The sequence below is a fragment of the Arthrobacter caoxuetaonis genome (genome assembly GCF_023921125.1).
In the GTDB taxonomy this organism is placed as follows: Bacteria; Actinomycetota; Actinomycetes; order Actinomycetales; family Micrococcaceae; genus Arthrobacter_B; species Arthrobacter_B caoxuetaonis.
Genome location: NZ_CP099466.1, coordinates 1,921,636 through 1,942,882, shown reverse-complemented (window position 1 = coordinate 1,942,882; position 21,247 = coordinate 1,921,636). Strand labels below are relative to the sequence as shown.

Genomic DNA, 21,247 nt, shown 5'->3' with positions numbered 1-21,247 from the left:
GTTGTAGGGTTTGGGCTATGACAACGACTTCCGAAACTGCCGGCAGCCTGCCGGAAGAAGCCGCCCTGCGCGCCAGCGTGTCGGCGGGTTTCCCCCGAACACTGCAAGACCTCAAGGACCTGGTGGCCATTCCCGGCATCGCCTGGGATTCCTTCGACGTTGCCAACCTGGACCGCTCTGCAGAGGCAGTGGCCGCGTTGCTCCGCGGCACAGGCCTGGACGAGGTGCAGATCCTGCGCGTTGACAACAACGGCAAGCCCGGCGGCCCCGCCGTCGTCGCCCGCAGGCCGGCCAAGGAGGGCATGCCGACGGTGCTGCTGTACGCCCACCATGACGTACAGCCGCCCGGTGATCCGGAGCTTTGGGAGACGGAGCCGTTCACGGCGACCGAGCGCAACGGCCGGTTGTACGGCCGGGGTGCGGCGGATGACAAGGCGGGCATCATGGTCCACATCGGCGCACTGCGCGCATTGGATGAGGTGCTCGGTGCAGGTTCCGGCGTCGGAATCACGTTCTTCATTGAAGGCGAGGAAGAAGCGGGTTCGCCGACATTCCGTACCTTCCTTGAGACCCACAGGGAGCTGTTGAAGGCGGATGTCATCGTGGTCGCAGATTCCGGAAACTGGAAGGTGGGGACACCGGCGCTGACCACGAGCCTGCGCGGCCTGGTGGACGGCACCTTCGAGGTGCGGGTCCTGGGACACGCCGTGCACTCGGGCATGTTCGGCGGCCCGGTGCTGGATGCCCCAACCCTGCTGGCCCGGCTGATCAGCACCCTCCACGACAGCCAGGGCAATCTCGCCATCGAAGGCCTGGTCGGGTTCGACGAGGCGCAGGTGGACTACCCGGAGCAGGACTTCCGCGAGGACTCCTCTGTGCTCGATTCCGTGCAGCTGGCCGGCACCGGGTCCATTGCGTCCCGGCTCTGGACCAAGCCCGCCCTGTCAATCATTGGCATTGACGTTCCGTCCGTTGCGATGTCGTCCAACACGATCCAGCCCGTGGCCCGCGCCAAGTTCAGCCTCCGGCTCGCACCGGGACAAGATCCCGCAGCCGCTGAGGAGGCGGTTGCCCGCCACCTGGAAGCCAACCGCCCGTTCGGTGCGGAGGTTGTCTTCACACCGGGGGAGCGAGGCAACGCCTTCGCGACGGACACCTCCGCACCGGCCGCACAGACTGCACTCTGGGCCCTGGAAAGGGCTTGGGGGACACCTCCCGTCGAAATGGGAGTCGGCGGTTCCATACCGTTCATCGCCGACCTCGTGGAAGTCTTCCCGTCCGCCCAGATCCTGGTCACAGGCGTCGAAGACCCTGACTCACGGGCGCACTCCGCCAACGAGTCCCTGGACCTCGGTGACTTCGAAAAGGCAATCCTCGCGGAAGCACTTGTCCTGGCCCGTCTGGGAATGCCTGAAACCCCCTAGTCCGTTACCTAAGCAGGGGTGCGCCGACGTACCATTGAGTGAACTGGCACCGCTTCAGGCAGCCGCAGTGCGGCCGAAGGGGTAGCCCGGATGGAAAGAGAGAAGCAATGAGCACTTCCACGAGTGAGAACGCCGCCGGCCTGGCCGGAACCGAAGCCGCCGAAGAACTGCCCACCCACGACGTGACGCTGTCCGACGTAGCTGCCGGCAAGGTCCGCTCCCTCCTCGAGCAGGAGGGACGCACGGATCTCAGGCTCCGTGTCGCCGTCCAGCCCGGAGGCTGCTCGGGTCTGATCTACCAGCTCTACTTCGACGAGCGCGTGCTGGACGGGGACGCAGTGCGCGACTTCGACGGCGTCGAGGTCATCGTCGACAAGATGAGCGTTCCGTATCTCTCGGGAGCATCCATCGACTTCGAAGATACGATTTCCAAGCAGGGTTTCACCATCGACAATCCAAATGCCGGCGGATCCTGTGCCTGTGGAGACTCCTTCCACTAGGTTTGAAGGCACGGCTTCCGGGCCGTAACAGAGCGCTTTTTGACCGGCACGCGGTGCGGTCTGTCACTGGACAGCACCGCGTGCAGGGTAAGCTCTACACGTAGTAGTAAAACTATCGTGCGCAGCTGGGGGATTTTTCTGTCCGCTGTGCCGCACTTGCACGTAACAAGAGGAAGGGCCGTCTGTGAGTTCGCAGGACCGAACCAGCAGCCGACGCGCCAGGATCTTAAAGATCTCAGCCGTAACGTCGGCCGGCGCGTTGTTTTTATCGGGTTGTTCGTCAGATGTCCAAAAGGGCTGGTTGCCCACGGAACGCGACACGACCAATCACACCGGCCGCATCATGGACCTCTGGGTCAATTCATGGATCGCAGCGCTGGCAGTGGGCATCCTCACCTGGGGTCTGATCCTCTGGTGCATCATCGCCTACCGCCGGCGCAAGAATGAGACCGGCTACCCGCGCCAGCTCAGCTACAACCTGCCGCTGGAAATCTTCTACACGGCTATTCCGCTGTTCATGGTTCTGGTGCTCTTCTTCTTCACCGACCGCGATATCCGCGCCCTTGACGCCCGCGTAGACGATCCCGATGTCATTGTCGATGTCCGGGGCAAGCAGTGGGCGTGGGACTTCAACTATGTCAAGGAAGACAAGTACTACAGCGGTGTCCAGGTGAACCTGGACGGCGAGGAAAAGTCCCAGGACGAGTTCCCGACCCTGTACCTTCCGGTCAACAAGTCTGTTGAACTGCAGTTGAACGCCCGCGACGTCATCCACTCATTCTGGGTGCCTGCGTTCCTGCAGAAGCGGGACATGATCCCCGGCCGCACCAACTACATCACCCTCACCCCGCAGCAGGAAGGCACCTTCGAAGGTAAGTGTGCCGAACTCTGCGGCGAGTACCACTCCGAAATGCTCTTCAACGTGAAGGTCGTCTCCGAGGCCGAGTACGAGGCCTACGTTGCAACGCTCAACGATGGCCAGCTGGGCGCGGAATACGACCGCAACACCAACCTGAATCCGACGAAGTAAGGAGGTAGGAGGAAAGCTATGACTACCCTGGAATACACTTCGGAGGAATCAGGCACACGGGTCGCCCCGCGCGTCGTGCCAGTCTCCAAGGGACGCATCGTCGTCAATTGGATCACCTCCACTGACCACAAGACCATCGGGTACATGTACCTGATTGCGTCATTCATTTTCTTCTGCCTTGGCGGCGTGATGGCCCTGGTCATCCGTGCCGAGCTGTTTGAACCCGGTATGCAGATCCTGCAGACCAAGGAACAGTACAACCAGCTGTTCACCATGCACGGCACTGTCATGCTCCTGATGTTCGCCACGCCGCTCTTCTCGGGCTTCGCGAATGTGATCATGCCCCTCCAGATCGGTGCACCCGACGTCGCCTTCCCGCGGCTGAACGCACTGGCCTTCTGGTTCTTCCTGTTCGGCAGCATCATCGCCGTCTCCGGCTTCATCACCCCCCAGGGCGCCGCGTCCTTTGGCTGGTTCGCCTATGCACCGTTGTCGAATACAACGTTCTCGCCAGGTGTCGGCGGTGACCTATGGGTCTTCGGCCTTGCACTCTCCGGCTTCGGCACCATTCTCGGCGCCGTGAACTTCATTACGACGATCATCTGCATGCGTGCCCCGGGCATGACCATGTGGCGTATGCCGATCTTCACCTGGAACACGCTGGTTACCGGCATCCTGATCCTGATGGCCTTCCCGCCGCTGGCAGCAGCTCTCTTCGCCCTCGGTGCAGACCGCCGTTTTGGTGCCCACATCTTCGATCCGGAAAACGGCGGCGCTGTCCTCTGGCAGCACCTGTTCTGGTTCTTCGGCCACCCCGAGGTGTACATCATCGCCCTGCCGTTCTTCGGCATCGTCTCGGAGATCTTCCCGGTCTTCAGCCGCAAGCCGATCTTCGGCTACAAGGGCCTGGTCTACGCAACGATCGCCATTGCTGCCCTGTCCGTCACCGTGTGGGCCCACCACATGTACGTGACCGGCGCTGTCATGCTGCCGTTCTTCGCCTTCATGACCATGCTCATCGCAGTTCCAACCGGTGTGAAGTTCTTCAACTGGATCGGCACCATGTGGCGCGGATCGATCACCTTTGAAACCCCGATGCTCTGGAGCATTGGCTTCCTGATCACCTTCCTCTTCGGTGGCCTGACCGGCATCATCCTGTCCGCCCCGCCGCTGGACTTCCACGTCTCGGACACCTACTTCGTGGTAGCGCACTTCCACTACGTTGTCTTCGGAACCGTCGTCTTCGCGATGTTCGCTGGATTCTACTTCTGGTGGCCCAAGTGGACCGGCAAGATGCTCAACGAGCGCCTCGGCAAGATCCACTTCTGGCTGCTGTTCCTGGGCTTCCACGGCACGTTCATGATCCAGCACTGGCTGGGCGTCATCGGCATGCCGCGCCGTTACGCGGACTACCTGGTGGAGGACAACTTCACCGTGATGAACCAGTTCTCCACAATTGCCTCCTTCGTCCTGGGTGCCTCCCTGATTCCGTTCTTCTGGAACGTGTACATCACCTGGCGCCACGGCAAGAAGGTCGAAGTTGATGACCCCTGGGGCTTCGGAGCATCGCTCGAGTGGGCTACGTCCTGCCCGCCGCCGCGCCACAACTTCACCTCGCTGCCGCGCATCCGGTCCGAGCGTCCGGCACTGGACCTGCACCACCCCGAACTCCAGCAGACCGTGACCAACGAGTCTGCACCGGGCAAGGTGTACGGTTCCGCTGACCGCAAGGAGGCCACCAAGTGAAAATCGAGTCCAATCTCTTCCTGCTGATGGCTCCGTTCTTCGCAGTGGTTGGCGTTGTCTACGGCTACCTCGTGGACTGGATGGAACCGGTAGGCTACCTGGCTCTCTTCCTGACGGCCGGCATGTCCCTCATGGTCGGCTATTACCTGGCCTTCACCGCACGCCGGATCGGCATGCGCCCGGAGGACCGCCTCGACGCGGAAATCCATGAAGGATCCGGCGAACAGGGCTTCTTCAGCCCGTGGAGCTGGTGGCCCCTGGTGCTGGCAACTGCCTGCGCCGGAGGTTTCCTCGGCCTGGCAGTGGGCTGGTGGGTGCTGTACATCAGCGCCGGCCTCGCCGTCGTCGCCCTCATCGGCTGGGTTTTCGAATACAGCCGCGGCAACCACGCGCACTAGGCTAACCGCCTGACGGCTTGCACAAAGGAAGGACCCGCAGGAAACTGCGGGTCCTTCCTTTTTTGTGCGTTCCCCGCCTCTTGCGGCTGGGAGGCAGTTGCTGCCGGCAGCAGGCGCAACTGGCCCCTGGAGGGGTAGCGGGGCCGGTATCCTAGAGATACTGCCGCACTCCTTCTGAAGGGTCCCGTCCGTATGCCCGTTACGCCTGCCTGCCCCGGCCTGCCGTGATCAAGCGTGCCCTGCGCGATTTCCCGGAGAGCATCGATCCGGCGTCGGGGGTCTCCAAACACCGGCAGCTGGAGGGGATCCTCCGCCGCTTCGTGGAGCAGCACGCCCCTGCCGGGGCAGCAGTGCCCTCGGAGCGCGAGTTGGCGGAACACTTTGGTGTGGCCCGCATGACGGTCCGCCAGGCCATCGACACACTCGTGGCCGACGAAGTCCTTGAACGCATCGTCGGGGTTGGCACGTTTGTAGCCCGGCCGAAGATGGACCTGCAGATCAAGCTCACCTCCTACAGCGAAGAAATGCACCGCCGCGGCATGGTCCCCGATGCGCGTGTCCTGACCTTTGAACAGGTTGGCGCGTCCCACCTGGTGGCCAGGGAGCTGCAGATCGAACCCGGACAGCCGGTGGTGCGCTTCCGCCGGCAGCTGCTGGCAGACGGCGAACCGATGAGCGTCGATGAAAACTTCATTCCGGCCTGGCACGTCCCCGGGATGCTCGAGGAGGATCCTCCCACGTCCCTCTACCGAGTGCTCAGCGAGCGGTACGGCATGGTCATTGAATGGGGCGAGGACACCATAGAAGCCACTGCTGCATCAGCCTCAATCGCACGCCTGCTCAACGTTGAGCTGGGTGCACCGCTGTTGAAGATCCAGCGCCATGCCTATGTTTCGCGGTCCATGGTCGACTACTCGGTGTCCTACTACCGCGCTGACCGCTACAAGCTCTGGGTACCGCTTCAGCGGCCGGGCATCAGAACTCCACGTACCTATCACCCCGGACGCCACCAGGCGACCTGAACCAAGAATGGAGGGATCGCCGAATGGAGATCCTGAGGATGTACAAGCAGGACCCGCCCCGCGGGATGCTCTTCAAGGAAGCGGTCTATGAGCCCGAAGATCGTACGCTCATGGTGACGAAGGGCCGGGTCGGGAATGAGGGCAGGGTTTCCGTCCGTGAGAACGTGGATGCCGGCAAAGCCGAGCAGCTGCTCGAGGAATTCGCGGCTGCTGCCGAGGGGGAGGGCTTCGCAGAGATCCCCGAGGAGGAACAGCACTGGGTCATCGCGCAGTACGCCCTGAAGTCGAAGGACGGAACCGAACGTGACCGCTACCTGGAGCACAAGGCGTCCACCGCAATCGGAACCTATTTCGCCTGGCGTGGACTCGGTTCTGTGGAGGAGACCGGTTTTAGCCCCTACAAGCTGAACATCCTCTGCCTGGTCCCCGATGTGAAGCTCGCGGTCCGGGGAATCCAGGTGGTCATCAGGGAAAGCCGCCTGGACTTCACCAAGCTGAGCATTGGCACAGCACCGTTCGCTGACTTGGAGCATCCCGTCAGGAAGTATCCGCTGCCCTCCAAGGTCCCCTTCGAACTCTAGGACCCCGGAGAAGGCCTGCGGCGGATGGTGCTGCCCGGCTCACCGGCGGGGGATACAGAAAACCCCCGGCCAGCAAATGCTGGCCGGGGGTTTCTTGTATCTAGGAGCTAGTGCTTCTCGATGGACTCTGGAGCCCTGTCCTCTTCACGTGCCTCAACCTCGGTAGGCGACTCATGGTGGTGAGCTGCCTCGAGTTCGGCCGGCGTTACCGGAGCAACGCGGTCTTCGAAGAAGAACCGTGACAGTGCGCCGCGGCGCTTTTCGCTGCGGCTGATCTTGCCCTTGGCATCCGGCTGGGCCGGCGTAACCTCGGGGGAATCGAACGCAACGAGCTTGTAGCGCTTGTACTCGTCCAGCGGTTCGTGGACTTCGATGTACTCGCCGTGCGGGAGGCGGACAATTCGGCCGCTTTCCACACCGTGGAGAACAATCTCGCGGTCCTTGCGCTGCAGCGCCAGGGCGATGCGGCGGGCCACGATGAAGCCGATGACCGGACCGAAGAAGAACAGGAAGCGCAGCCAGTAGGTTACGTCGTTCAGCGACACCATGAAGTGCGTGGCGATGAGGTCGGAGCTGGCGGCTGCCCACATAACGCAGTAGAAGATGACGCCGGCAACACCGATGGCGGTGCGGGTCGGAGCGTTGCGCGGACGGTCCAGCAGGTTGTGGATGCGCTTGTCCTTGGTAACCCAGGCTTCGATCCACGGCCACGCGAAGAGGAGGCCGAAGACGATTCCAGCGGGAACCAGGGCCGGCAGCAGCACGTTCAGGGACAGCGTGTTGACGCCCCAGGGGAACGGGATGTTCCATTCGAACGGCATACCGAACAGCCAGCCCGGCATCAGGCGCAGCGCGCCGTCGACCCAGCCGATGTACCAGTCAGGCTGGGTGCCTGCGGACACGGGGGAGGGGTCATACGGGCCGTAGTTCCAGATCGGGTTGATCGTGAACACCGCTGAGATGAAAGCGACGATGCCGAAGACGATGAAGAAGAATCCACCGGCCTTGGCAGCGTAGACCGGGCCGACCGGGAAGCCGACAACGTTGGTGTTGGTGCGTCCCGGGCCGCGCCACTGGGTGTGCTTGTGGATGACAACCATGAACAGGTGGATGGCGATCATCAGCAGGATCAGGGCAGGGACCAGCAGGATGTGCAGTACGTACAGCCGGCCGATCACGGCAGTTCCGGGGAACTCTCCGCCGAACAGGAAGAAGCTGATGTAGGTACCAACAACCGGAACGGCCTTGATGACGCCGTCGATGATCCGCAGGCCGTTGCCGGAGAGCAGATCGTCGGGGAGGGAGTAACCGGTGAAGCCGGCAGCAAGGGCCAGGATCAGCAGAACGCCGCCGACAACCCAGTTCAGTTCACGGGGCTTGCGGAACGCGCCCGTGAAGAAGACGCGCAGCATGTGAACGGAGACCGAGGCCACGAACAGCAGTGCCGACCAGTGGTGCACCTGGCGCATAAACAGACCGCCGCGGATGTCGAAGGAAATATCCAGCGACGACGCGTAGGCTACGGACATTTCGACGCCCTTGAGCGGCACGTAGCTGCCCTCATAGTGCGTCTCCGCCATGGACGGATCGAAGAAGAACGTCAGGAACGTTCCGGACAGCAGCAGGATGACGAAGCTGTAGAGCGCCACTTCACCGAACATGAAGGACCAGTGGTCAGGGAAGACCTTGCGGCCGAACTCCTTGACCATCATCGATCCGCTGACGCGGGTGTCGACGAAGTTGGTGATGCGCCCGAGCTTGGTCTTCGGCTCGTAGGTTCCGGTTGCAGAGGTAGCACTCATGGTTAGCCACGCTCCCAGTAGCTCGGTCCAACGGGTTCAGTGAAGTCGCTGGTGGCGATGAGGTAGCCCTCGTCGTCGACGGCGATCGGCAGCTGAGGCAGAGGACGAACGGCCGGCCCGAAGATGACTGCGCATTCCTGCGTCAGGTCGAACGTGGACTGGTGGCACGGGCACAGCAGGTGGTGCGTGTGCTGTTCGTAGAGTGCCACGGGGCAGCCAACGTGGGTGCAGATCTTGGAGTAGGCGACAATGCCGTCTACGGACCAGTCTTCACGCCCGGGGGAGGGGTTCAGCTCCGAAGGATCCAGGCGCATCAGCAGGACGACGGCCTTGGCCTTCTCCTCCAGCTTGTGCTCGGCGTCGTTCAGGCCTTCCGGAATCACGTGGAATGCGGAACCGAGGGTGACGTCGGAGGCCTTGATCGGAGTGCCGCTCGGATCGCGGGTCAGGCGGACGCCGTTGTCCCACATGGTGTGGCGCAGGACGTTGCCGGGAAGCGGACCCAGGTCGCGGAACATGACGATAGCCGGCAGCGGAGCCAGTGCCACAGCACCCAGGAGGGTGTTGCGGATCAGCGGACGGCGCTTGATGCCGGTTTCCTCGATGATGTCGCCGATCATCTTTTCGGCGATGACGCGATCCTCTTCGGGACGGATCTCGTGGCGCTCTTCGATGACCTCATGATCGGGCATGAGCGTCTTGGCCCAGTGAACGATTCCGACACCGATTCCGAGCATCGCGAATGCGGTGCCCAGGCCCAGGAAGAGGTTCTGCACCCGAAGGGTGCCGATGCTCTCGTCCAGGCGAATAAAGAAATACCCGTAGAAAAAGAGGAGCGTACCGAGTACGGAGATGGCGAACAGGATCGCCACCTGCTTCTCGGAGCGCTTCTCAGCCCGGGGATCCGTATCGGCCAGGCGAGGACGGTGCGGGGGAAGTCCAGGATTCTGGAATTCCCCTTCTTCGCCCTGGCCAGCCGTAGCGACGGTGCCCGAGGTGTTCGGACTGCCGTGACTATGGTCGCCCATGATCCCCCTCATCCTTCTCTTGAAACTGCATTAGTAGACCTATGTGTAACTGTGATGTCACCCCGGGGGGTGAGCGCGGTGATGACTGACTAGGAAGACCGGGAGGTCAACCAGATGGTGAAAGCGATGATGAGGCCAAGGCCTGCGGTCCAGATGAACAGACCTTCGGAAACCGGGCCCAGTGAACCGAGCTCGGCTCCACCGGGGGAACCATTGGCTTCGATGTTCTTCAGGAAGGTGATGACGTCCTGCTTCTCCTCGGGGGAGAGGTTGGCGTCGGAGAAGACGGGCATGTTCTGCGGGCCTGTGACCATGGCTTCGTAGATGTGCTTCTCGGAAACGCCTTCAAGGGCAGGAGCGAACTTTCCGCGGGTCAGTGCGCCGCCGGCACCGGCCGCGTTGTGGCACATGGCGCAGTTGACGCGGAACAGCTCGCCGCCGGCAGCGGCGTCGCCGGTGGTCTCGAGGTACTCTTCCTCCGGCAGTGCGGGGCCGGCTCCCAGGGACGCCACGTAGGCGGCCATCTGGGCGGTCTGTTCTTCGTTGAACTGTGCCGGCTTCTGCTGGGCCTGCGGGCCCTGCATCGCCATGGGCATGCGGCCGGTTCCTACCTGGAAGTCGACGGAGGCTGCGCCAACGCCTACGAGGGAGGGACCGTTCTCGGTGCCGCTGGCTTCCATGCCGTGGCAGGTGGCGCAGTTGGCAATGAAGAGCTTCTCGCCCTGCTGCACATCATCGGCAGTGTAGGTGGTGGCGGCCTGGGCTTCATTCGCTCCGGAAGCAGCTGCGTAGATGCCGCCGGTAACGATGAGGCCCAGAAGCAGCAGTACTACTGCTGCCAGGGGATGACGTCGCCTTTGCGATAGTGCCTTCACTTAGTGGTTCCTAACTTATGTGGTCTTTTGGTTGCTCGTGCCACGTGGATATTGCTGGGGTGCCCGTGGAGGGCGTGACTACTTCAGGAAGTAGATGATGACGAAGAGGGCAATCCAGACCACGTCAACGAAGTGCCAGTAGTACGACGTCACGATCGCGGAGGTCGCCTCGAAGTGGCCGAACCGCTTCGCGGCGTAGGCGCGTCCGATGATGAACAGGAATGCAATCAGGCCGCCGGCAACGTGCAGGCCGTGGAAGCCGGTGGTGATGTAGAACGAGGAGCCGTACGCGTTGGAAGACAGCGAGATCCCGTGGGACACGAGTTCTGCGTATTCGTAGGCCTGAACGGCAACAAAGATGGCGCCGAGGATGAAGGTCAGGAAGAACCACTCGACCATTCCCCATCGTGCAATCTGGAAGAAGCCGCCGGTACGGCGGGGCTGGAGCCGCTCGGCGGCAAAGACACCGAACTGGCAGCTAAAGGAGCTGGAAACAAGGATCACCGTGTTCACAAACGCGAAAGGCACGTTCAGCTTGGCCGTCTCGATCTCCCACATCTCGCCCGAGGTGGAGCGGAGAGTGAAGTACATCGCGAAGAGCGCAGCAAAAAACATGAGTTCGCTGGAGAGCCACACCACGGTCCCTACGGAGACCATATTGGGGCGGTTCAGCGTGGGGTGAGCCGGGGTACTGGGGGCATGGGTCGCTGTTGTCACATAGACATTATGGCGGTAAAACTCTCCCTTTCACCAACAGAACTGTACGAACGGCGCGTCCGGATCGTTCCCAAACCGCTCACTTCCCAGCAACGGCGCGGAAGTTGCTCTCCGGAAACAAATCAGCATTTTCTACGATTCGTAGATAACCTAGGGCGTGTGAGTACGTTTCCGAGTTCCGAGCACACCTGGCCGTCGCTGATTACCGCACTCATCGCGGGGGAGGACCTGAGCACCCAACAGACCCGGTGGGCCATGAACACGATCATGGCCGGAGACGCCTCGGATGCCCAGATTGCCGGGTTCCTGGTGGCCCTGCGGGCGAAGGGCGAGAGCGTCCAGGAGCTGGCAGGCCTGGTTGAGGCCATGCTCGAAAACGCCCGGCCCATCGACATCCCGGGAGAAACACTGGACATCGTGGGCACAGGCGGTGACAGGCATAACACCGTTAATATTTCCTCGATGGCTGCGCTGGTCTGCGCCGGTGCCGGAGCGAGGGTGGTCAAGCACGGCAACCGGGCCGCTTCCTCCTCCTCGGGCTCGGCCGACGTGATTGAAGCCCTGGGCGTCCGGCTTGACCTGCCCGTTGAGAGGGTCGCGGACGCCGCAGTGCGCGCCGGCATCACCTTTTGCTTCGCACAGGTCTTTCACCCCTCGATGCGGTTTGCCGCCGTCGCCCGCCGCGACATGGGCGTTGCCACAGCGTTCAACTTCATGGGCCCGCTGACGAATCCCGCCCGCCCGTCCGCCTCGGCGATCGGCGTTGCCGATGAACGGCTGGCACCCCTCATCGCCGGAGTGCTGGCGGCCAGGGGAGTCCGGGCACTGGTCTTCCGCGGCGGCGACGGGCTCGATGAACTGACCACCACGGGTGCCTCTACGGTGTGGGAGGTCCGTAACGGCACCGTGGAGCGCTCAGCAGTGGACCCGATGGATCTGGGGATCCCCAGGGCCACTCTGGACGACCTGCGCGGCGGGGACGCTGCGGCCAACGCCGCCGTGGTCCGGAGCGTCCTGGCGGGCGAGAAAGGGCCTGTCAGGGACGCCGTGCTGCTCAATGCCGCTGCTGCACTGGTGGCTCTGGATACCGGGGCGGAGGGAACACTTATGGAGCGGCTGGCGGCTGGCTTGAGGCGTGCTGAAGCGTCGGTGGACACCGGCAACGCGCGCCGGGCACTTGACCGCTGGGTTGAGGTCACGCAGTAATGCAATTTTCTGCGCCGTGACTGCGCAAAAAGCACAAAAAAGAGGGAGGCGGACCAGCACTGGTCCGCCTCCCTCTTCGTGTGCTGTTTTGGTCAGAATCACACCGTAGTTCGCCGCCCAAAATGTCCTTGCAGGCGCCCTTAGGGCAGCAAAATACCTGTTTTGCCGGCCTAACTAGCTGTCGAAGCCCAGCGAAAAAGCGGCATCCAGGTCGTGCTTGGAGTAAGCCCGGAAGGCAATCTGGGTGGTGGTTCCAATCACACCCTGGACCTTGGAAAGCCTGTTCGCGATGGTGTCAGCGAGATCCTCGTGGCGTCGAACCCGGGCAATCGCGATGAGGTCCCATTCGCCGGTCACGGAGTAGACCTCGCTGATGCCCTCGATCTCGGAGATTTCCTCTGCGCACTCGGGGATCCGGGCCGAGTCGGTCTGGATGAGTACAAAAGCGGTGATCATGGCTTGCCTTTCGTGTCCTGCTGAGGGCTCGGGCCGGGTCAGGCCCTGTCTCCGAGCCTAGTGGAATTGCGCCCGGCGCGCCCGTGCATGACCGCCGCCGCGAGCCGCGGAACAAGGAGGAAGGCTCCCAGCACGCCGAACGTCACCAGCTGGAAGCTGAGCGCCGTACCGCCGCCGGCCACCGCACGGATGGCCAGGCCTGCCCCCGCCGTGATCAGCCAGAGCAGGATTCCGGTGGGCCACAGTGCATACGGGCGGTGCCACGCCCGGAGCAGCAGCCAGCCGGCGAGGCAGGCCGCGATGAACGGGGACGCCGTCACGGCGACGCCCGCCGGGTCCAGGCCATGGGCATGCGTGTCGCGGCCAAGCGCCGCGAAAACAAGGATGAGGACGACGTCGGCGGCCAGGAAGGCGGGCCAGAAGCGGCGGGTGCTCACCGGGCGCCGGCTCTGCTCTTGCCGCCGTGTTCGCGGACGAAGGGACCGAGGAGCTCGCGGACCAGCTCGTGGACGTCCTGCAGGGTCTTGCCGGACTCGAGGAGCCTGGTCCCGCTGTGCACTATGGCATTAATGAGTTCGGCCGTGCTTGCAGGGTCCGCCGATCCCATCTCCGTCAGGGCGCCGACCAGGGGATCAAGCAGCGCCTGATGCATGCGGTTGCTCTGCGTATCCAGTTCTTCGCCCGGTGCCACGGCTGCCAGTGCACTGCCCACGGCGTGCTCCCCCTCGGCGACCAGCGTGATGTTGGTCATGACGTAGGCCAGGATCCGGTCTGCCGGCAGTTCCTCTGCCGCCATGGCGTCTTCGACCCTGCGCGCCCATCGGGGAAAGACGTCGAGAACCAGGGCGTTCAGGAGGTCCGTGCGGGACTTGTAGTACTGGTAGGCGCTGGGGCGGGCAAGGCCTGCGAGGGCGGCTACTTCGGCCATGCTGGGAGCCTCGCCGGTCTTCGCGAGCAGCGTCTTGGCAGCGTCCAGGAGGGCCCTCTGCTGTGCCGCACGGTGCTCTGCAACCGTGGGGGCGGTAATGCGGGGCAAAGAGCCCTCCTGTCCTGCTTCGTTATCCGGCCAGCCGGCCGTCCACCATCTCTACGACCCGGTCGCAATGATGAAGGACATCGTGATCGTGGGTCACCATAACTGTAGCAACGCCCTGTTCATGCGTTTCCTTCGCCAGGAGCTCCACTACGTCCTGGCTCCGTTTCCGGTCCAGCGCCGCAGTCGGTTCGTCCACGAGCAGCAGCGTCGGCTTCGAGACCAGTGCGCGGGCGATCCCCACGCGCTGGCGCTCACCGCCGGAGAGCTGGTCGGGGCGGCTCTTGAGCTTGTGGCCCATGCCAACGGCGTCGAGCAGGTCATGCGGGTTGAACGTGCCGCCCATCTTGGCCATGCGGTGCACCAGCTCCAGCTGTTCGGCAGCGTTCAGTGCCGGAATCAGGTTCCCTGACTGGAAGACAAAGCCGATGTTCTTCAGTCGGAACCTTGCCTTGGCCGCCTTGCCGAGGGTGCTGAGGTCGGTGCCGTTGACGGTGACGAGGCCGGAGTCGGGAGTTGCCAGGGCGCCGGCCACGGCCAGGAGCGATGACTTGCCGGCTCCGGATGGACCAACGACGGCGACGAGTTCGCCGGGTTCGACGCTGAGGCTGACGTTGTCCAGGGCCTGCACGGTGCTGGAACCGTCTCCCAGTGCGAGGTTGGCGTTCTGGATGAACAGTCCGCGCGTGGTTACGGTCTGGGCTGCGTTGCTAGTTTGCGTACTCATCGCTGTCCTCCAAGGGCAGCCAGGGGGTCAACCCTGGAAATGCGGACGATGGCTACGGCGGCGCCCAGCACACCCATCAGGATGGTCAGCGCCGTCGCGATCGAAATGGGTCCGGCTTCCAGTGCGAAAGGCATCGCGGTGCCTGACATCCAGGCACCCATTCCGAGGCCTGCCGCCAGGCCGGCTGCGGTGGAGAGAGTCAGGATGACGACAGCCTGGAAGATGCCGTCCCGCAGCAGGTAACCGGTGGATGCGCCGATCGCCCGCAGGACTGCCAGTTCGTGCTTGCGCTGGATCGTCCAGACGGTGAAGAACGCACCGACGACGAGCGCACAGATGGCGTATAGGAAAATCTGGATCATTTCCAGTGTCAGCGTCTCGGCCGTGTAGCCCGGGGAAGCGTCGAAGGAATCTTCCAGGGTCGAAGTGACCGTTCCGGCTGCTGCATCGCCGGCGGCGAGGTCCAGCGAAGCGCCGTTCTCAGCCTTGATCGCAATGGAGCTGGCCGTGTCGAAGTCCACCGCCGCGATGGCGGTTTCCGTCGGTTCGCCCGGCTGTGACTGGCCGCTGGCAATCAGCTGCCAGGTTTCCAGGGGAAGGTAGGCCATGCTGACGTGGCCGAACGTTGCCTGGTCCTCGGTGTAACCGACCACAGTGAGTGCGACGTCGATCCGGTCGAGCGTGACGACGGAGCCGATCTCGACTCCTTCGTCTTCGGCGGTGGGGGAGACGACCATCTCGTTGACGGCTTCAATCCCGCGTCCTTCGCCGATTGCCGGAGCCAGGAACGATCCGGTGTCGATGCCGAAGAGGGACAGATCGACCTGGGTGCCGTCATCCGTTACGGCGTTCATCATGGCCGACCCCATCAGGGTGACTTCCTCGACTCCGGGCTGGGTGCTCCAGGCCTCAGCCTGGGACGGGTCGACAACGCTGCGTGAGAAGGCGTTGTCGGTTTTGGTGCCTTCGTTGAAAGCAATATGGGTCGCCGGCATGCCCTTCAGGCCGGAAACACCGTCATTAACGAGGCCTGAGGAAAGGCCGGACAGCAGGACCATCAGGACGGCGATGAGGGCGATAACGCCACCCATTAATCCGAATCTGGCCCGTGCAAAACGCAGCTCGCGCAGAGCTAGGAACATCTGTTACCCCTCGGGTTGTCTGGGTATCTAAGGTTGCCGACAAGTCGTCAGTAACATACCAACATCATGTCAGGAAATAAGGCTGATACCAATTCCTGCAGGCTTGCCGCCCGTGATCCGGGGGAGTGCCTAGTTACCGGATGGCCGCTCTGCTGTGCTGGGAACATGCACGTGCTCCGGAGGGTCTTCGCTTATCTGCGCGGCTCACGGGCGGTCCGCTGGATCTTCGCGCTGGCGGTCCTGCTCCTGATCTTTGAGTACATCGTGTTGCCGCAGCTGGTCGGATCGGACAACGTGCTGCGGGCGCTGGGCGGTCTTTCACCCGTCTTGCTTGCTGCCGCCGCGGCTTTGGAGGCGGCGTCCCTGTGCTGTTACAGCGCCCTGACCCGGGCAGTCCTGCCCGGCAGCCGCCGTCCGGGATATTTCACCCTGCTCCGGATCGACTTGGCCGACCAGGCGGTGAACCATGTTGTCCCCGGAGGCGGAACGACCTCGGCGGCCGTGCGCTACAAGCTGCTCACCCAGGCAGGCGTCCGGCCGCAGGATGCGCTGAGCGCTGCCATGGTCCAGGTGGTTGGCGCCAACCTCGTCCTGGGCGTCCTGTTCGCGGTGGGTCTGCTTGCCGCCCTTGGACAGGTGCGGGGAAACCAATATTTCGTGACGGCCGGCGCCGTCGTGCTGGTCCTTCTCCTGCTGAGCGGCGCCGCTCTCTCTGTCCTGGACCGGCACTTGGAGGGTGCAGTGCATGCCGCCCGGCGGATCGCGTCCTGGGTGCGGGTGGTTAAACCGGAGTCGGCGGAACGCTTCGTCCGCACCATGGCTGCGGAGACCGAAATGTTCCGCCAGGAGCCGGCCCGGCTGGCCCAGGCGCTGCTCCTGTCCGTCTGCTACTGGCTGTTCGATGCCGCTTGCCTGTGGACGTTCGTTGCTGCCTTTGGGCATGCCCTGAATCCGGGGGAGCTGCTCGTTGCCTACGGCTTGGGCAACCTCGTGGCGCTTGCTCCGCTCACGCCGGGCGGGCTGGGGCTTGTGGAAGGAGTGATGGTCCCCACCCTGGTGGGGTTCGGCGCCGCCAACCCAGCCGCTGTCCTGGGGGTTCTGTCCTGGCGGATCGCCAACTTCTGGCTGCCCATCCCTGTGGGCGGACTGGCATGGCTGTCTCTCCGGGTGGGTGTGCTCCGGAGGCATTCAGGTGCCCCAAGGCATCCGGCACCTCCCGGCACGGGCGGCCGCCAGCGCTCTGAGTAAAGCTAGTGGAGAAGGTTCCGCCAGTCCGGAGGCACCAGGCCTGCAGGACCTGGAACAGGCTGGCTCACGGGATGCGCCTGCGGCGGAGCAAGCACAGGGCCCTGGAAAGTTGCCTCATCAAGATAGCTGTAGAACCAGTCCTCGCCGGGTTCGAAACTGCGGATGACCGGATGCCCTGTGGACCTCCCGTGGGCAGTCGCGTGCTGTCCGGGGGACGTGTCGCAGCAGCCGATGTGCCCGCACTCGGTGCAGCGGCGCAGATGCAGCCACCAGCCCTGCTGCAGGAGGCACTCCACACATCCAGTGCCGCTGGGCGGAACGCCTGGGGCGATGCCGGGGATGGGTTCCATGATTGCGCTCCTTGGGCCGGACTTCTCTGGCTGCGTTCCGAAGTGCCAACGCTAGCGACTTCAGCAAGCCGCAAGAAGGGTGTCCGCGCTTTTGGCCCGGCCGGAACCGGTCAGAGAAGCTCCAGCACAGCGGCAGCACCGGCCAGCAGGGCCAGCAGCAGGTACTGGACCGGACGCGCCAGGCGGGCGGCCTGTCCGAAGTGGCCGGCCGGAACGCGGTGGATGAGCCAGTTTCTTCCGGCGTTGATTTTTCTCATGGTTCAGAATCCTTAGTCCCGAGGGGCCTTGACATGGTGCTTTCAGTTTGTTCCAGACCCGCGCCGGGGTTCCACCTGCGGCGCCATGAGCTTGCCGACTAGAGCCGGTGGCCGAGGGAACACGGGAGCCGCGGATGCTCACATTCAGCTGTTCAGCCCGGCACAGAACGGTATGAATTCGAGCACCCGGGAAACCGGTGTGCCGCTTAGATGCGGGGGAGTGGCTCCGAAGGCGTCCATGCGCCGGTCCTAACCTGAAAAAATGAAGATCCTGCCCCTTGCGGCAGCGGGTTTCATGGCTGGAGCCGCAGCAACAGCCGGCACGCTTGCCGCCACCGTCATCCAAAAAGATCCGAGGCCGTCGGCCCTGTTCATCCGGGGTGTCTTTTCCAGCGGCGGCAAAGTCCAGCTCCGTAAACTCCGCAAGCACGTACCTGCCGGGGCAGTAAGGGCGCACAGGAGCCTTCCTTATATTGGCGCTCCCAAGGGCCCGGCGCTGGATGTCTTCCTGCCTGAGGATGCCGGAGTAGGCCCGCTGCCCGTCGTGGTGTGGGTCCACGGAGGGGCATGGATCTCCGGATGCAAGGAGAACATCGCTCCGTACCTGGAGATTCTCGCATCGAATGGATTCGCCGTCGTCGGTGCCGGCTACACGATCTCGCCCGAGGCAAACTATCCCCAGGCCGTCACTGAACTCAACAGTGCCCTGGGCTATCTGCGCGAACACGCCGCGGAGTACAACCTGGATCCGGAACGCATCGTGCTTGCCGGAGATTCTGCCGGCGCCCAGCTGGCTGCGCAGCTGGCGCTCATCATCACTGACCCGGACTATGCCCGGCGTACCGGGGTGGAACCTGCTGCGGCACGCGAGCATGTGCGCGGCATGCTGCTGTTCTGCGGCGTCTACGACCTGAAGACCATGTCCAGGCTCACCGGTCCGCTCGGCTGGGGATTCCGGACGGCGCTGTGGGCCTACACCGGCTCCAAAGACTGGGCCAGCACCCCGGCAGCGGAACACATGTCCATTCTGGAACACGTGGGGGAGAACTTCCCGCCGTCATTCATTTCCGGCGGGAACGCGGATTACCTCACCGAGCAGCAATCCAAGCCGCTGGCTGCGAAGCTGGAGGAACTTGGCGTCCCGGTGGTGCGGCGTTTCTGGGACCGCGACCACAGGCCTGCACTGGGCCACGAATACCAGTTCAAGCTCCAGCACAAGGACGCCCGGATGGTGCTGGCGGAGACGCTCAACTTCCTGGATGCTGTGACGGGTTCACACTCGGTCCCCGTCCGTTCCGACCTGGAGGCCACCGCCTAGCCGCTGCCTGGCCGCTGCCTGGTCGTTGCCCCAGGCAGCGGTCCGGTCCGGCAGCCACGCTGCCTTACAGCGTGCGTTCCTGCCGGACCGGCGTTCCTAGCCCCAGATGTCGTCCCCGCGCAGGGTCGCGTCTGCTCCGCCGTCGCAGTAGATCGTCTGGCCGGCCAGGTGTGAGTTTTCTTCGCTGGCGAGCCAGGCCAGCAGCCGTGCAATCACTACGGGCTCCGAGTGGCCGTTTAGGGGCATGGGCACGTTCTCGTCCACCATCTTCACGCCCTCCGGCGTGGCCAGGAGTTCCTTCGTCATCGCCGTGAGGACGGTTCCCGGGGCAACAGCGTTGAGCGGGATGCCGTTGCCGGCGTAGCGGTCGCTGACCGACTCCCGGCGTACCCAGCGGCTCAGGGCGCGCTTGCTGGAGGGGTAGTTCAGGTAGCCGATCTGCGGGCCCTGGTCAGCGAGTTTCTGGCCGATCTGGCGGGCCAGCGCTTCATCCCCGGCAAGCATGGCGTCGACGAGCTCGGGGGAGTTGGGCTGCAGGGATGCCATGGAACTGACGACGACGGCGCGCGGCGCTTCGCTTCCTGCCAGTACCGGTGCCAGCCGGTCCAGGAACTCCGTGACGCCGAAGAAGTTGACCGAGACGGTGAGGGGGATGGGTGCGGAAATGCCCGCGCAGGCGATCACGGCGTCTACCGAGCCGCCGGCGAGCTCCACGGCCCGGTCTGCGGCGATCTGCCGGCCCTCGGGTGTGCTCAGATCCGCCTCGACGTCGGCATTGCGAAGGTCAACGCCGATCACTGTGTTGCCGCGTTCCTTCAGGAGCTCAGCGGTTGCTGCGCCGATGCCGGAGGCGGATCCCGTAACGATGTATGTGCGTGTCATGGTTATTAATCTACGCCCGCCGGGCCGGTCCGCGCACAGCCTTCCGGGCGGGCAGTGCCCGGGGGACTCCTATCTCACGTCTATTGGACACTCTGCGTATCAAGACTCGGCGAATTGGCGTCAAAATCGACGGTGGTAATGGGCAGGTCGGGCGGCCAGGTGTTTGGTTGCACGGGGAACCCGACCCGGACATAGAGCCGGACAGGTCTTACGGGACGCAATGGCGCCTGGCCGGCAAGCCGATCAACGGTTTCCCGTTGAGATTCCGCAACTGGGACGAAGCGCGATCGGTCACTTACCTGCTGATGTGCGGGTACCGAAACTTCGCTGGATCGGCCTTCCCACGCGTCGCGCTGCAGGATCGCCATCGTCGCAGAGTCGGTTGGCAATGGTGACGACATCGGTGAGCAGCGTTGGTCGCTTGGTGGCGATGGCTCGCATCGCCATCGTGATCGACTTCCCGACCAGAGGCCGCTGATCCCGGCTGGCCGCCTGGGCGTAGTCGAGTGCCTTTAGAAATTGGTGATCGGGCGCGGCTCGGTCATGAAGGGCCAAGGCCCAGATGAGGGCGAAACCGGCTCGTCGCACAAACAGGCGGTCATCGGCGACCCAGCAGTCGACCATCGTCCAGGCATGCGTGCACTTGTCGAACAGTCGAAAGCACACAGTGTCGACGACTGCCCAGTTGTCGAAGTCCTCGCACCAGCGCTGCATTTGGTCTCTGGTGACTTGGCCGGGGTCATCCACCATGGCTGCAAGGGTTTGCGCCTCGTATGACCCCTGATCCCATAGTGCGAGGGCGAGATCGTGGTCGATTCCTGTGGCCTTGGCGATCTCCAACAACCGCCGCATTGGAACCCCATAGGAGCTTCCGGCGTGGATCCCGTACTGGTCACCCATCGCTTGGCGTGCTTCAGGGTCGGCCTCTTCGTCGAGGGTGTCGAGGATCTCGGCGAGCTTGGTATAGGTCGTCATTTCTCTCGCGCCCGATCCAAGTCACGCGAGCCCTGACGTTCCATTCGGCTGGTCGGGGGCGGCTCCTGGGGAGACTCAACCGCTGCGTTCGTGCTGGGGGTGAGGCCTTCGCGCTCTCGAAGCTCATCCATGTACGCCGCGATCTTCTCAGCGTCTCCATACCAGCCTTGGAATCGCGGTTCCGTCGACCTGGTTGTCGGGTCGAGCATTGATCCGATGTGGGCCAGTTCGAACAGTAGGGGAACGAGTTGGATGCCCTCCTCGGTGAGGGTGTAGGAGCCTTGGTGTCCTCGAGGAGCTCCGATCTTGCTGACCAGCCCAGACCATTCCAGTGACTTCAGCCGCGCAGACAGCGTCGAGGGCGAGATGCCCTCCTGTGAACTTGCCAGCAACTCACGGAAACCGTGCGAACCCACGAACGCCATGTCCCGAAGGATCAGCAGACTCCACCGATCTCCGAGGAACTCAACACCCCGATTGATGGGGCAACTAGAGCGCTTGCCTTCCATTGTCACCTCCGCGAGTGGTAG

24 protein-coding genes are annotated in these 21,247 nt (G+C 63.5%); 10 read left to right on the top strand and 14 right to left on the bottom strand.

The window, feature by feature from the left end:
* Nucleotides 1-17 precede the first annotated feature (17 nt).
* The 7 genes from NF551_RS08880 (at nt 18) to NF551_RS08850 (ending at nt 6,701) form a co-directional block, all read left to right on the top strand.
* On the top strand, nt 18-1,424 hold the full coding sequence (locus NF551_RS08880; RefSeq protein ID WP_227895792.1) for a dipeptidase: 1,407 nt from the start codon (nt 18-20) through the stop codon (nt 1,422-1,424).
* Between the two features lie 107 nt (nt 1,425-1,531).
* Nucleotides 1,532-1,924: a HesB/IscA family protein gene (locus NF551_RS08875; protein ID WP_227895793.1), complete on the top strand. Its 393-nt coding sequence runs from the start codon at nt 1,532-1,534 to the stop codon at nt 1,922-1,924.
* 184 nt (nt 1,925-2,108) lie between these two features.
* Nucleotides 2,109-2,954 carry an aa3-type cytochrome oxidase subunit II gene (gene ctaC, locus NF551_RS08870; RefSeq protein WP_227895794.1) on the top strand — a complete coding sequence of 282 codons (846 nt, stop codon included), beginning with the start codon at nt 2,109-2,111 and terminating at the stop codon, nt 2,952-2,954.
* 18 nt (nt 2,955-2,972) lie between these two features.
* Nucleotides 2,973-4,700 (top strand): aa3-type cytochrome oxidase subunit I, encoded by a 1,728-nt coding sequence (gene ctaD / locus NF551_RS08865; RefSeq protein WP_227895795.1) that lies wholly within the window; start codon nt 2,973-2,975, stop codon nt 4,698-4,700.
* Complete coding sequence (locus NF551_RS08860) at nt 4,697-5,098, top strand: cytochrome c oxidase subunit 4 (RefSeq protein WP_227895796.1); 402 nt, start codon at nt 4,697-4,699, stop codon at nt 5,096-5,098. Before ctaD ends, NF551_RS08860 begins: the two co-directional genes overlap by 4 nt.
* A 227-nt stretch (nt 5,099-5,325) precedes the next feature.
* A complete protein-coding gene (locus NF551_RS08855; RefSeq protein WP_227895818.1) occupies nt 5,326-6,120 on the top strand; it encodes a GntR family transcriptional regulator in 795 nt (264 codons plus the stop codon).
* A 23-nt stretch (nt 6,121-6,143) separates the two neighbouring features.
* Nucleotides 6,144-6,701 carry a hypothetical protein gene (locus NF551_RS08850; RefSeq protein ID WP_227895797.1) on the top strand — a complete coding sequence of 186 codons (558 nt, stop codon included), beginning with the start codon at nt 6,144-6,146 and terminating at the stop codon, nt 6,699-6,701.
* 107 nt (nt 6,702-6,808) lie between these two features.
* On the opposite strand, the gene qcrB is transcribed toward NF551_RS08850, so the two are convergent.
* The 4 genes from qcrB to ctaE all read right to left on the bottom strand — a co-directional run bounded on the left by qcrB (nt 6,809) and on the right by ctaE (nt 11,123).
* Complete coding sequence (qcrB, locus tag NF551_RS08845; RefSeq protein ID WP_227895798.1) at nt 6,809-8,503, bottom strand: cytochrome bc1 complex cytochrome b subunit; 1,695 nt, start codon at nt 8,501-8,503, stop codon at nt 6,809-6,811.
* Between the two features lie 2 nt (nt 8,504-8,505).
* Nucleotides 8,506-9,531, bottom strand: a complete 1,026-nt coding sequence (gene qcrA / locus NF551_RS08840) for a cytochrome bc1 complex Rieske iron-sulfur subunit (RefSeq protein WP_227895799.1) — start codon at nt 9,529-9,531, stop codon at nt 8,506-8,508.
* Nucleotides 9,532-9,620: 89 nt separating this feature from the next.
* On the bottom strand, nt 9,621-10,406 hold the full coding sequence (qcrC, locus tag NF551_RS08835) for a cytochrome bc1 complex diheme cytochrome c subunit (protein ID WP_227895800.1): 786 nt from the start codon (nt 10,404-10,406) through the stop codon (nt 9,621-9,623).
* A gap of 78 nt (nt 10,407-10,484) precedes the next feature.
* A complete protein-coding gene (gene ctaE, locus NF551_RS08830; RefSeq protein WP_227895801.1) occupies nt 10,485-11,123 on the bottom strand; it encodes an aa3-type cytochrome oxidase subunit III in 639 nt (212 codons plus the stop codon).
* Between the two features lie 159 nt (nt 11,124-11,282).
* Between ctaE and trpD the strand changes: the two genes are divergently transcribed.
* Entirely contained in the window at nt 11,283-12,329 is a 1,047-nt protein-coding gene (gene trpD, locus NF551_RS08825) for an anthranilate phosphoribosyltransferase (RefSeq protein WP_227895802.1), read from the top strand.
* Between the two features lie 174 nt (nt 12,330-12,503).
* Here trpD and NF551_RS08820 read toward each other — a convergent pair whose 3' ends face one another.
* Genes NF551_RS08820 through NF551_RS08800 form a run of 5 tightly spaced genes read right to left on the bottom strand, consistent with a single transcriptional unit; the run spans nt 12,504 to nt 15,687 of the window.
* The gene (locus NF551_RS08820) at nt 12,504-12,785 is read right to left on the bottom strand and encodes an Lrp/AsnC family transcriptional regulator (protein WP_227895803.1); all 282 of its coding nucleotides are present in this window, start codon (nt 12,783-12,785) and stop codon (nt 12,504-12,506) included.
* A gap of 38 nt (nt 12,786-12,823) precedes the next feature.
* The gene (locus tag NF551_RS08815) at nt 12,824-13,222 is read right to left on the bottom strand and encodes a DUF3054 domain-containing protein (protein WP_227895804.1); all 399 of its coding nucleotides are present in this window, start codon (nt 13,220-13,222) and stop codon (nt 12,824-12,826) included.
* The gene (locus tag NF551_RS08810; RefSeq protein WP_227895805.1) at nt 13,219-13,821 is read right to left on the bottom strand and encodes a TetR/AcrR family transcriptional regulator; all 603 of its coding nucleotides are present in this window, start codon (nt 13,819-13,821) and stop codon (nt 13,219-13,221) included. Before NF551_RS08810 ends, NF551_RS08815 begins: the two co-directional genes overlap by 4 nt.
* Nucleotides 13,822-13,843: 22 nt before the next feature.
* Nucleotides 13,844-14,545, bottom strand: a complete 702-nt coding sequence (locus NF551_RS08805) for an ABC transporter ATP-binding protein (RefSeq protein ID WP_227895806.1) — start codon at nt 14,543-14,545, stop codon at nt 13,844-13,846.
* Nucleotides 14,542-15,687, bottom strand: coding sequence for an ABC transporter permease (locus NF551_RS08800; RefSeq protein ID WP_227895807.1), 1,146 nt, complete (start codon nt 15,685-15,687; stop codon nt 14,542-14,544). Before NF551_RS08800 ends, NF551_RS08805 begins: the two co-directional genes overlap by 4 nt.
* Nucleotides 15,688-15,852: 165 nt before the next feature.
* Here NF551_RS08800 and NF551_RS08795 point away from each other — a divergent pair, with 165 nt between their 5' ends.
* Entirely contained in the window at nt 15,853-16,935 is a 1,083-nt protein-coding gene (locus NF551_RS08795) for a lysylphosphatidylglycerol synthase transmembrane domain-containing protein (protein ID WP_227895808.1), read from the top strand.
* Between the two features lie 2 nt (nt 16,936-16,937).
* Here NF551_RS08795 and NF551_RS08790 read toward each other — a convergent pair whose 3' ends face one another.
* The gene (locus NF551_RS08790; protein WP_227895809.1) at nt 16,938-17,285 is read right to left on the bottom strand and encodes a UBP-type zinc finger domain-containing protein; all 348 of its coding nucleotides are present in this window, start codon (nt 17,283-17,285) and stop codon (nt 16,938-16,940) included.
* A gap of 110 nt (nt 17,286-17,395) precedes the next feature.
* Complete coding sequence (locus NF551_RS08785) at nt 17,396-17,542, bottom strand: hypothetical protein (protein WP_227895810.1); 147 nt, start codon at nt 17,540-17,542, stop codon at nt 17,396-17,398.
* Between the two features lie 262 nt (nt 17,543-17,804).
* Between NF551_RS08785 and NF551_RS08780 the strand changes: the two genes are divergently transcribed.
* On the top strand, nt 17,805-18,860 hold the full coding sequence (locus tag NF551_RS08780) for an alpha/beta hydrolase (RefSeq protein ID WP_227895811.1): 1,056 nt from the start codon (nt 17,805-17,807) through the stop codon (nt 18,858-18,860).
* A gap of 96 nt (nt 18,861-18,956) precedes the next feature.
* Here NF551_RS08780 and NF551_RS08775 read toward each other — a convergent pair whose 3' ends face one another.
* The 3 genes from NF551_RS08775 to NF551_RS19035 all read right to left on the bottom strand — a co-directional run bounded on the left by NF551_RS08775 (nt 18,957) and on the right by NF551_RS19035 (nt 21,226).
* Nucleotides 18,957-19,742 carry an SDR family oxidoreductase gene (locus NF551_RS08775; protein WP_227895812.1) on the bottom strand — a complete coding sequence of 262 codons (786 nt, stop codon included), beginning with the start codon at nt 19,740-19,742 and terminating at the stop codon, nt 18,957-18,959.
* Nucleotides 19,743-20,033: 291 nt separating this feature from the next.
* On the bottom strand, nt 20,034-20,717 hold the full coding sequence (locus tag NF551_RS08770; protein WP_227895813.1) for a DNA alkylation repair protein: 684 nt from the start codon (nt 20,715-20,717) through the stop codon (nt 20,034-20,036).
* Nucleotides 20,714-21,226 carry a winged helix-turn-helix transcriptional regulator gene (locus NF551_RS19035; RefSeq protein WP_227895814.1) on the bottom strand — a complete coding sequence of 171 codons (513 nt, stop codon included), beginning with the start codon at nt 21,224-21,226 and terminating at the stop codon, nt 20,714-20,716. The genes NF551_RS08770 and NF551_RS19035 overlap by 4 nt, the downstream gene beginning before the upstream one ends.
* Nucleotides 21,227-21,247: the final 21 nt, after the last annotated feature.

Coding starts and splice junctions, on each gene's coding strand:
- NF551_RS08790 (WP_227895809.1), bottom strand. CDS start 17,285: ATGGAACCCATCCCCGGCATCGCCCCAGGCGTTCCGCCCAGCGGCACT.
- qcrA (WP_227895799.1), bottom strand. CDS start 9,531: ATGGGCGACCATAGTCACGGCAGTCCGAACACCTCGGGCACCGTCGCT.
- NF551_RS08785 (WP_227895810.1), bottom strand. CDS start 17,542: ATGAGAAAAATCAACGCCGGAAGAAACTGGCTCATCCACCGCGTTCCG.
- NF551_RS08880 (WP_227895792.1), top strand. CDS start 18: ATGACAACGACTTCCGAAACTGCCGGCAGCCTGCCGGAAGAAGCCGCC.
- NF551_RS08850 (WP_227895797.1), top strand. CDS start 6,144: ATGGAGATCCTGAGGATGTACAAGCAGGACCCGCCCCGCGGGATGCTC.
- ctaD (WP_227895795.1), top strand. CDS start 2,973: ATGACTACCCTGGAATACACTTCGGAGGAATCAGGCACACGGGTCGCC.
- NF551_RS08795 (WP_227895808.1), top strand. CDS start 15,853: ATGCACGTGCTCCGGAGGGTCTTCGCTTATCTGCGCGGCTCACGGGCG.
- NF551_RS08800 (WP_227895807.1), bottom strand. CDS start 15,687: ATGTTCCTAGCTCTGCGCGAGCTGCGTTTTGCACGGGCCAGATTCGGA.
- qcrB (WP_227895798.1), bottom strand. CDS start 8,503: ATGAGTGCTACCTCTGCAACCGGAACCTACGAGCCGAAGACCAAGCTC.
- NF551_RS08875 (WP_227895793.1), top strand. CDS start 1,532: ATGAGCACTTCCACGAGTGAGAACGCCGCCGGCCTGGCCGGAACCGAA.
- NF551_RS19035 (WP_227895814.1), bottom strand. CDS start 21,226: ATGGAAGGCAAGCGCTCTAGTTGCCCCATCAATCGGGGTGTTGAGTTC.
- NF551_RS08805 (WP_227895806.1), bottom strand. CDS start 14,545: ATGAGTACGCAAACTAGCAACGCAGCCCAGACCGTAACCACGCGCGGA.
- NF551_RS08775 (WP_227895812.1), bottom strand. CDS start 19,742: ATGACACGCACATACATCGTTACGGGATCCGCCTCCGGCATCGGCGCA.
- NF551_RS08820 (WP_227895803.1), bottom strand. CDS start 12,785: ATGATCACCGCTTTTGTACTCATCCAGACCGACTCGGCCCGGATCCCC.
- NF551_RS08770 (WP_227895813.1), bottom strand. CDS start 20,717: ATGACGACCTATACCAAGCTCGCCGAGATCCTCGACACCCTCGACGAA.
- NF551_RS08780 (WP_227895811.1), top strand. CDS start 17,805: ATGAAGATCCTGCCCCTTGCGGCAGCGGGTTTCATGGCTGGAGCCGCA.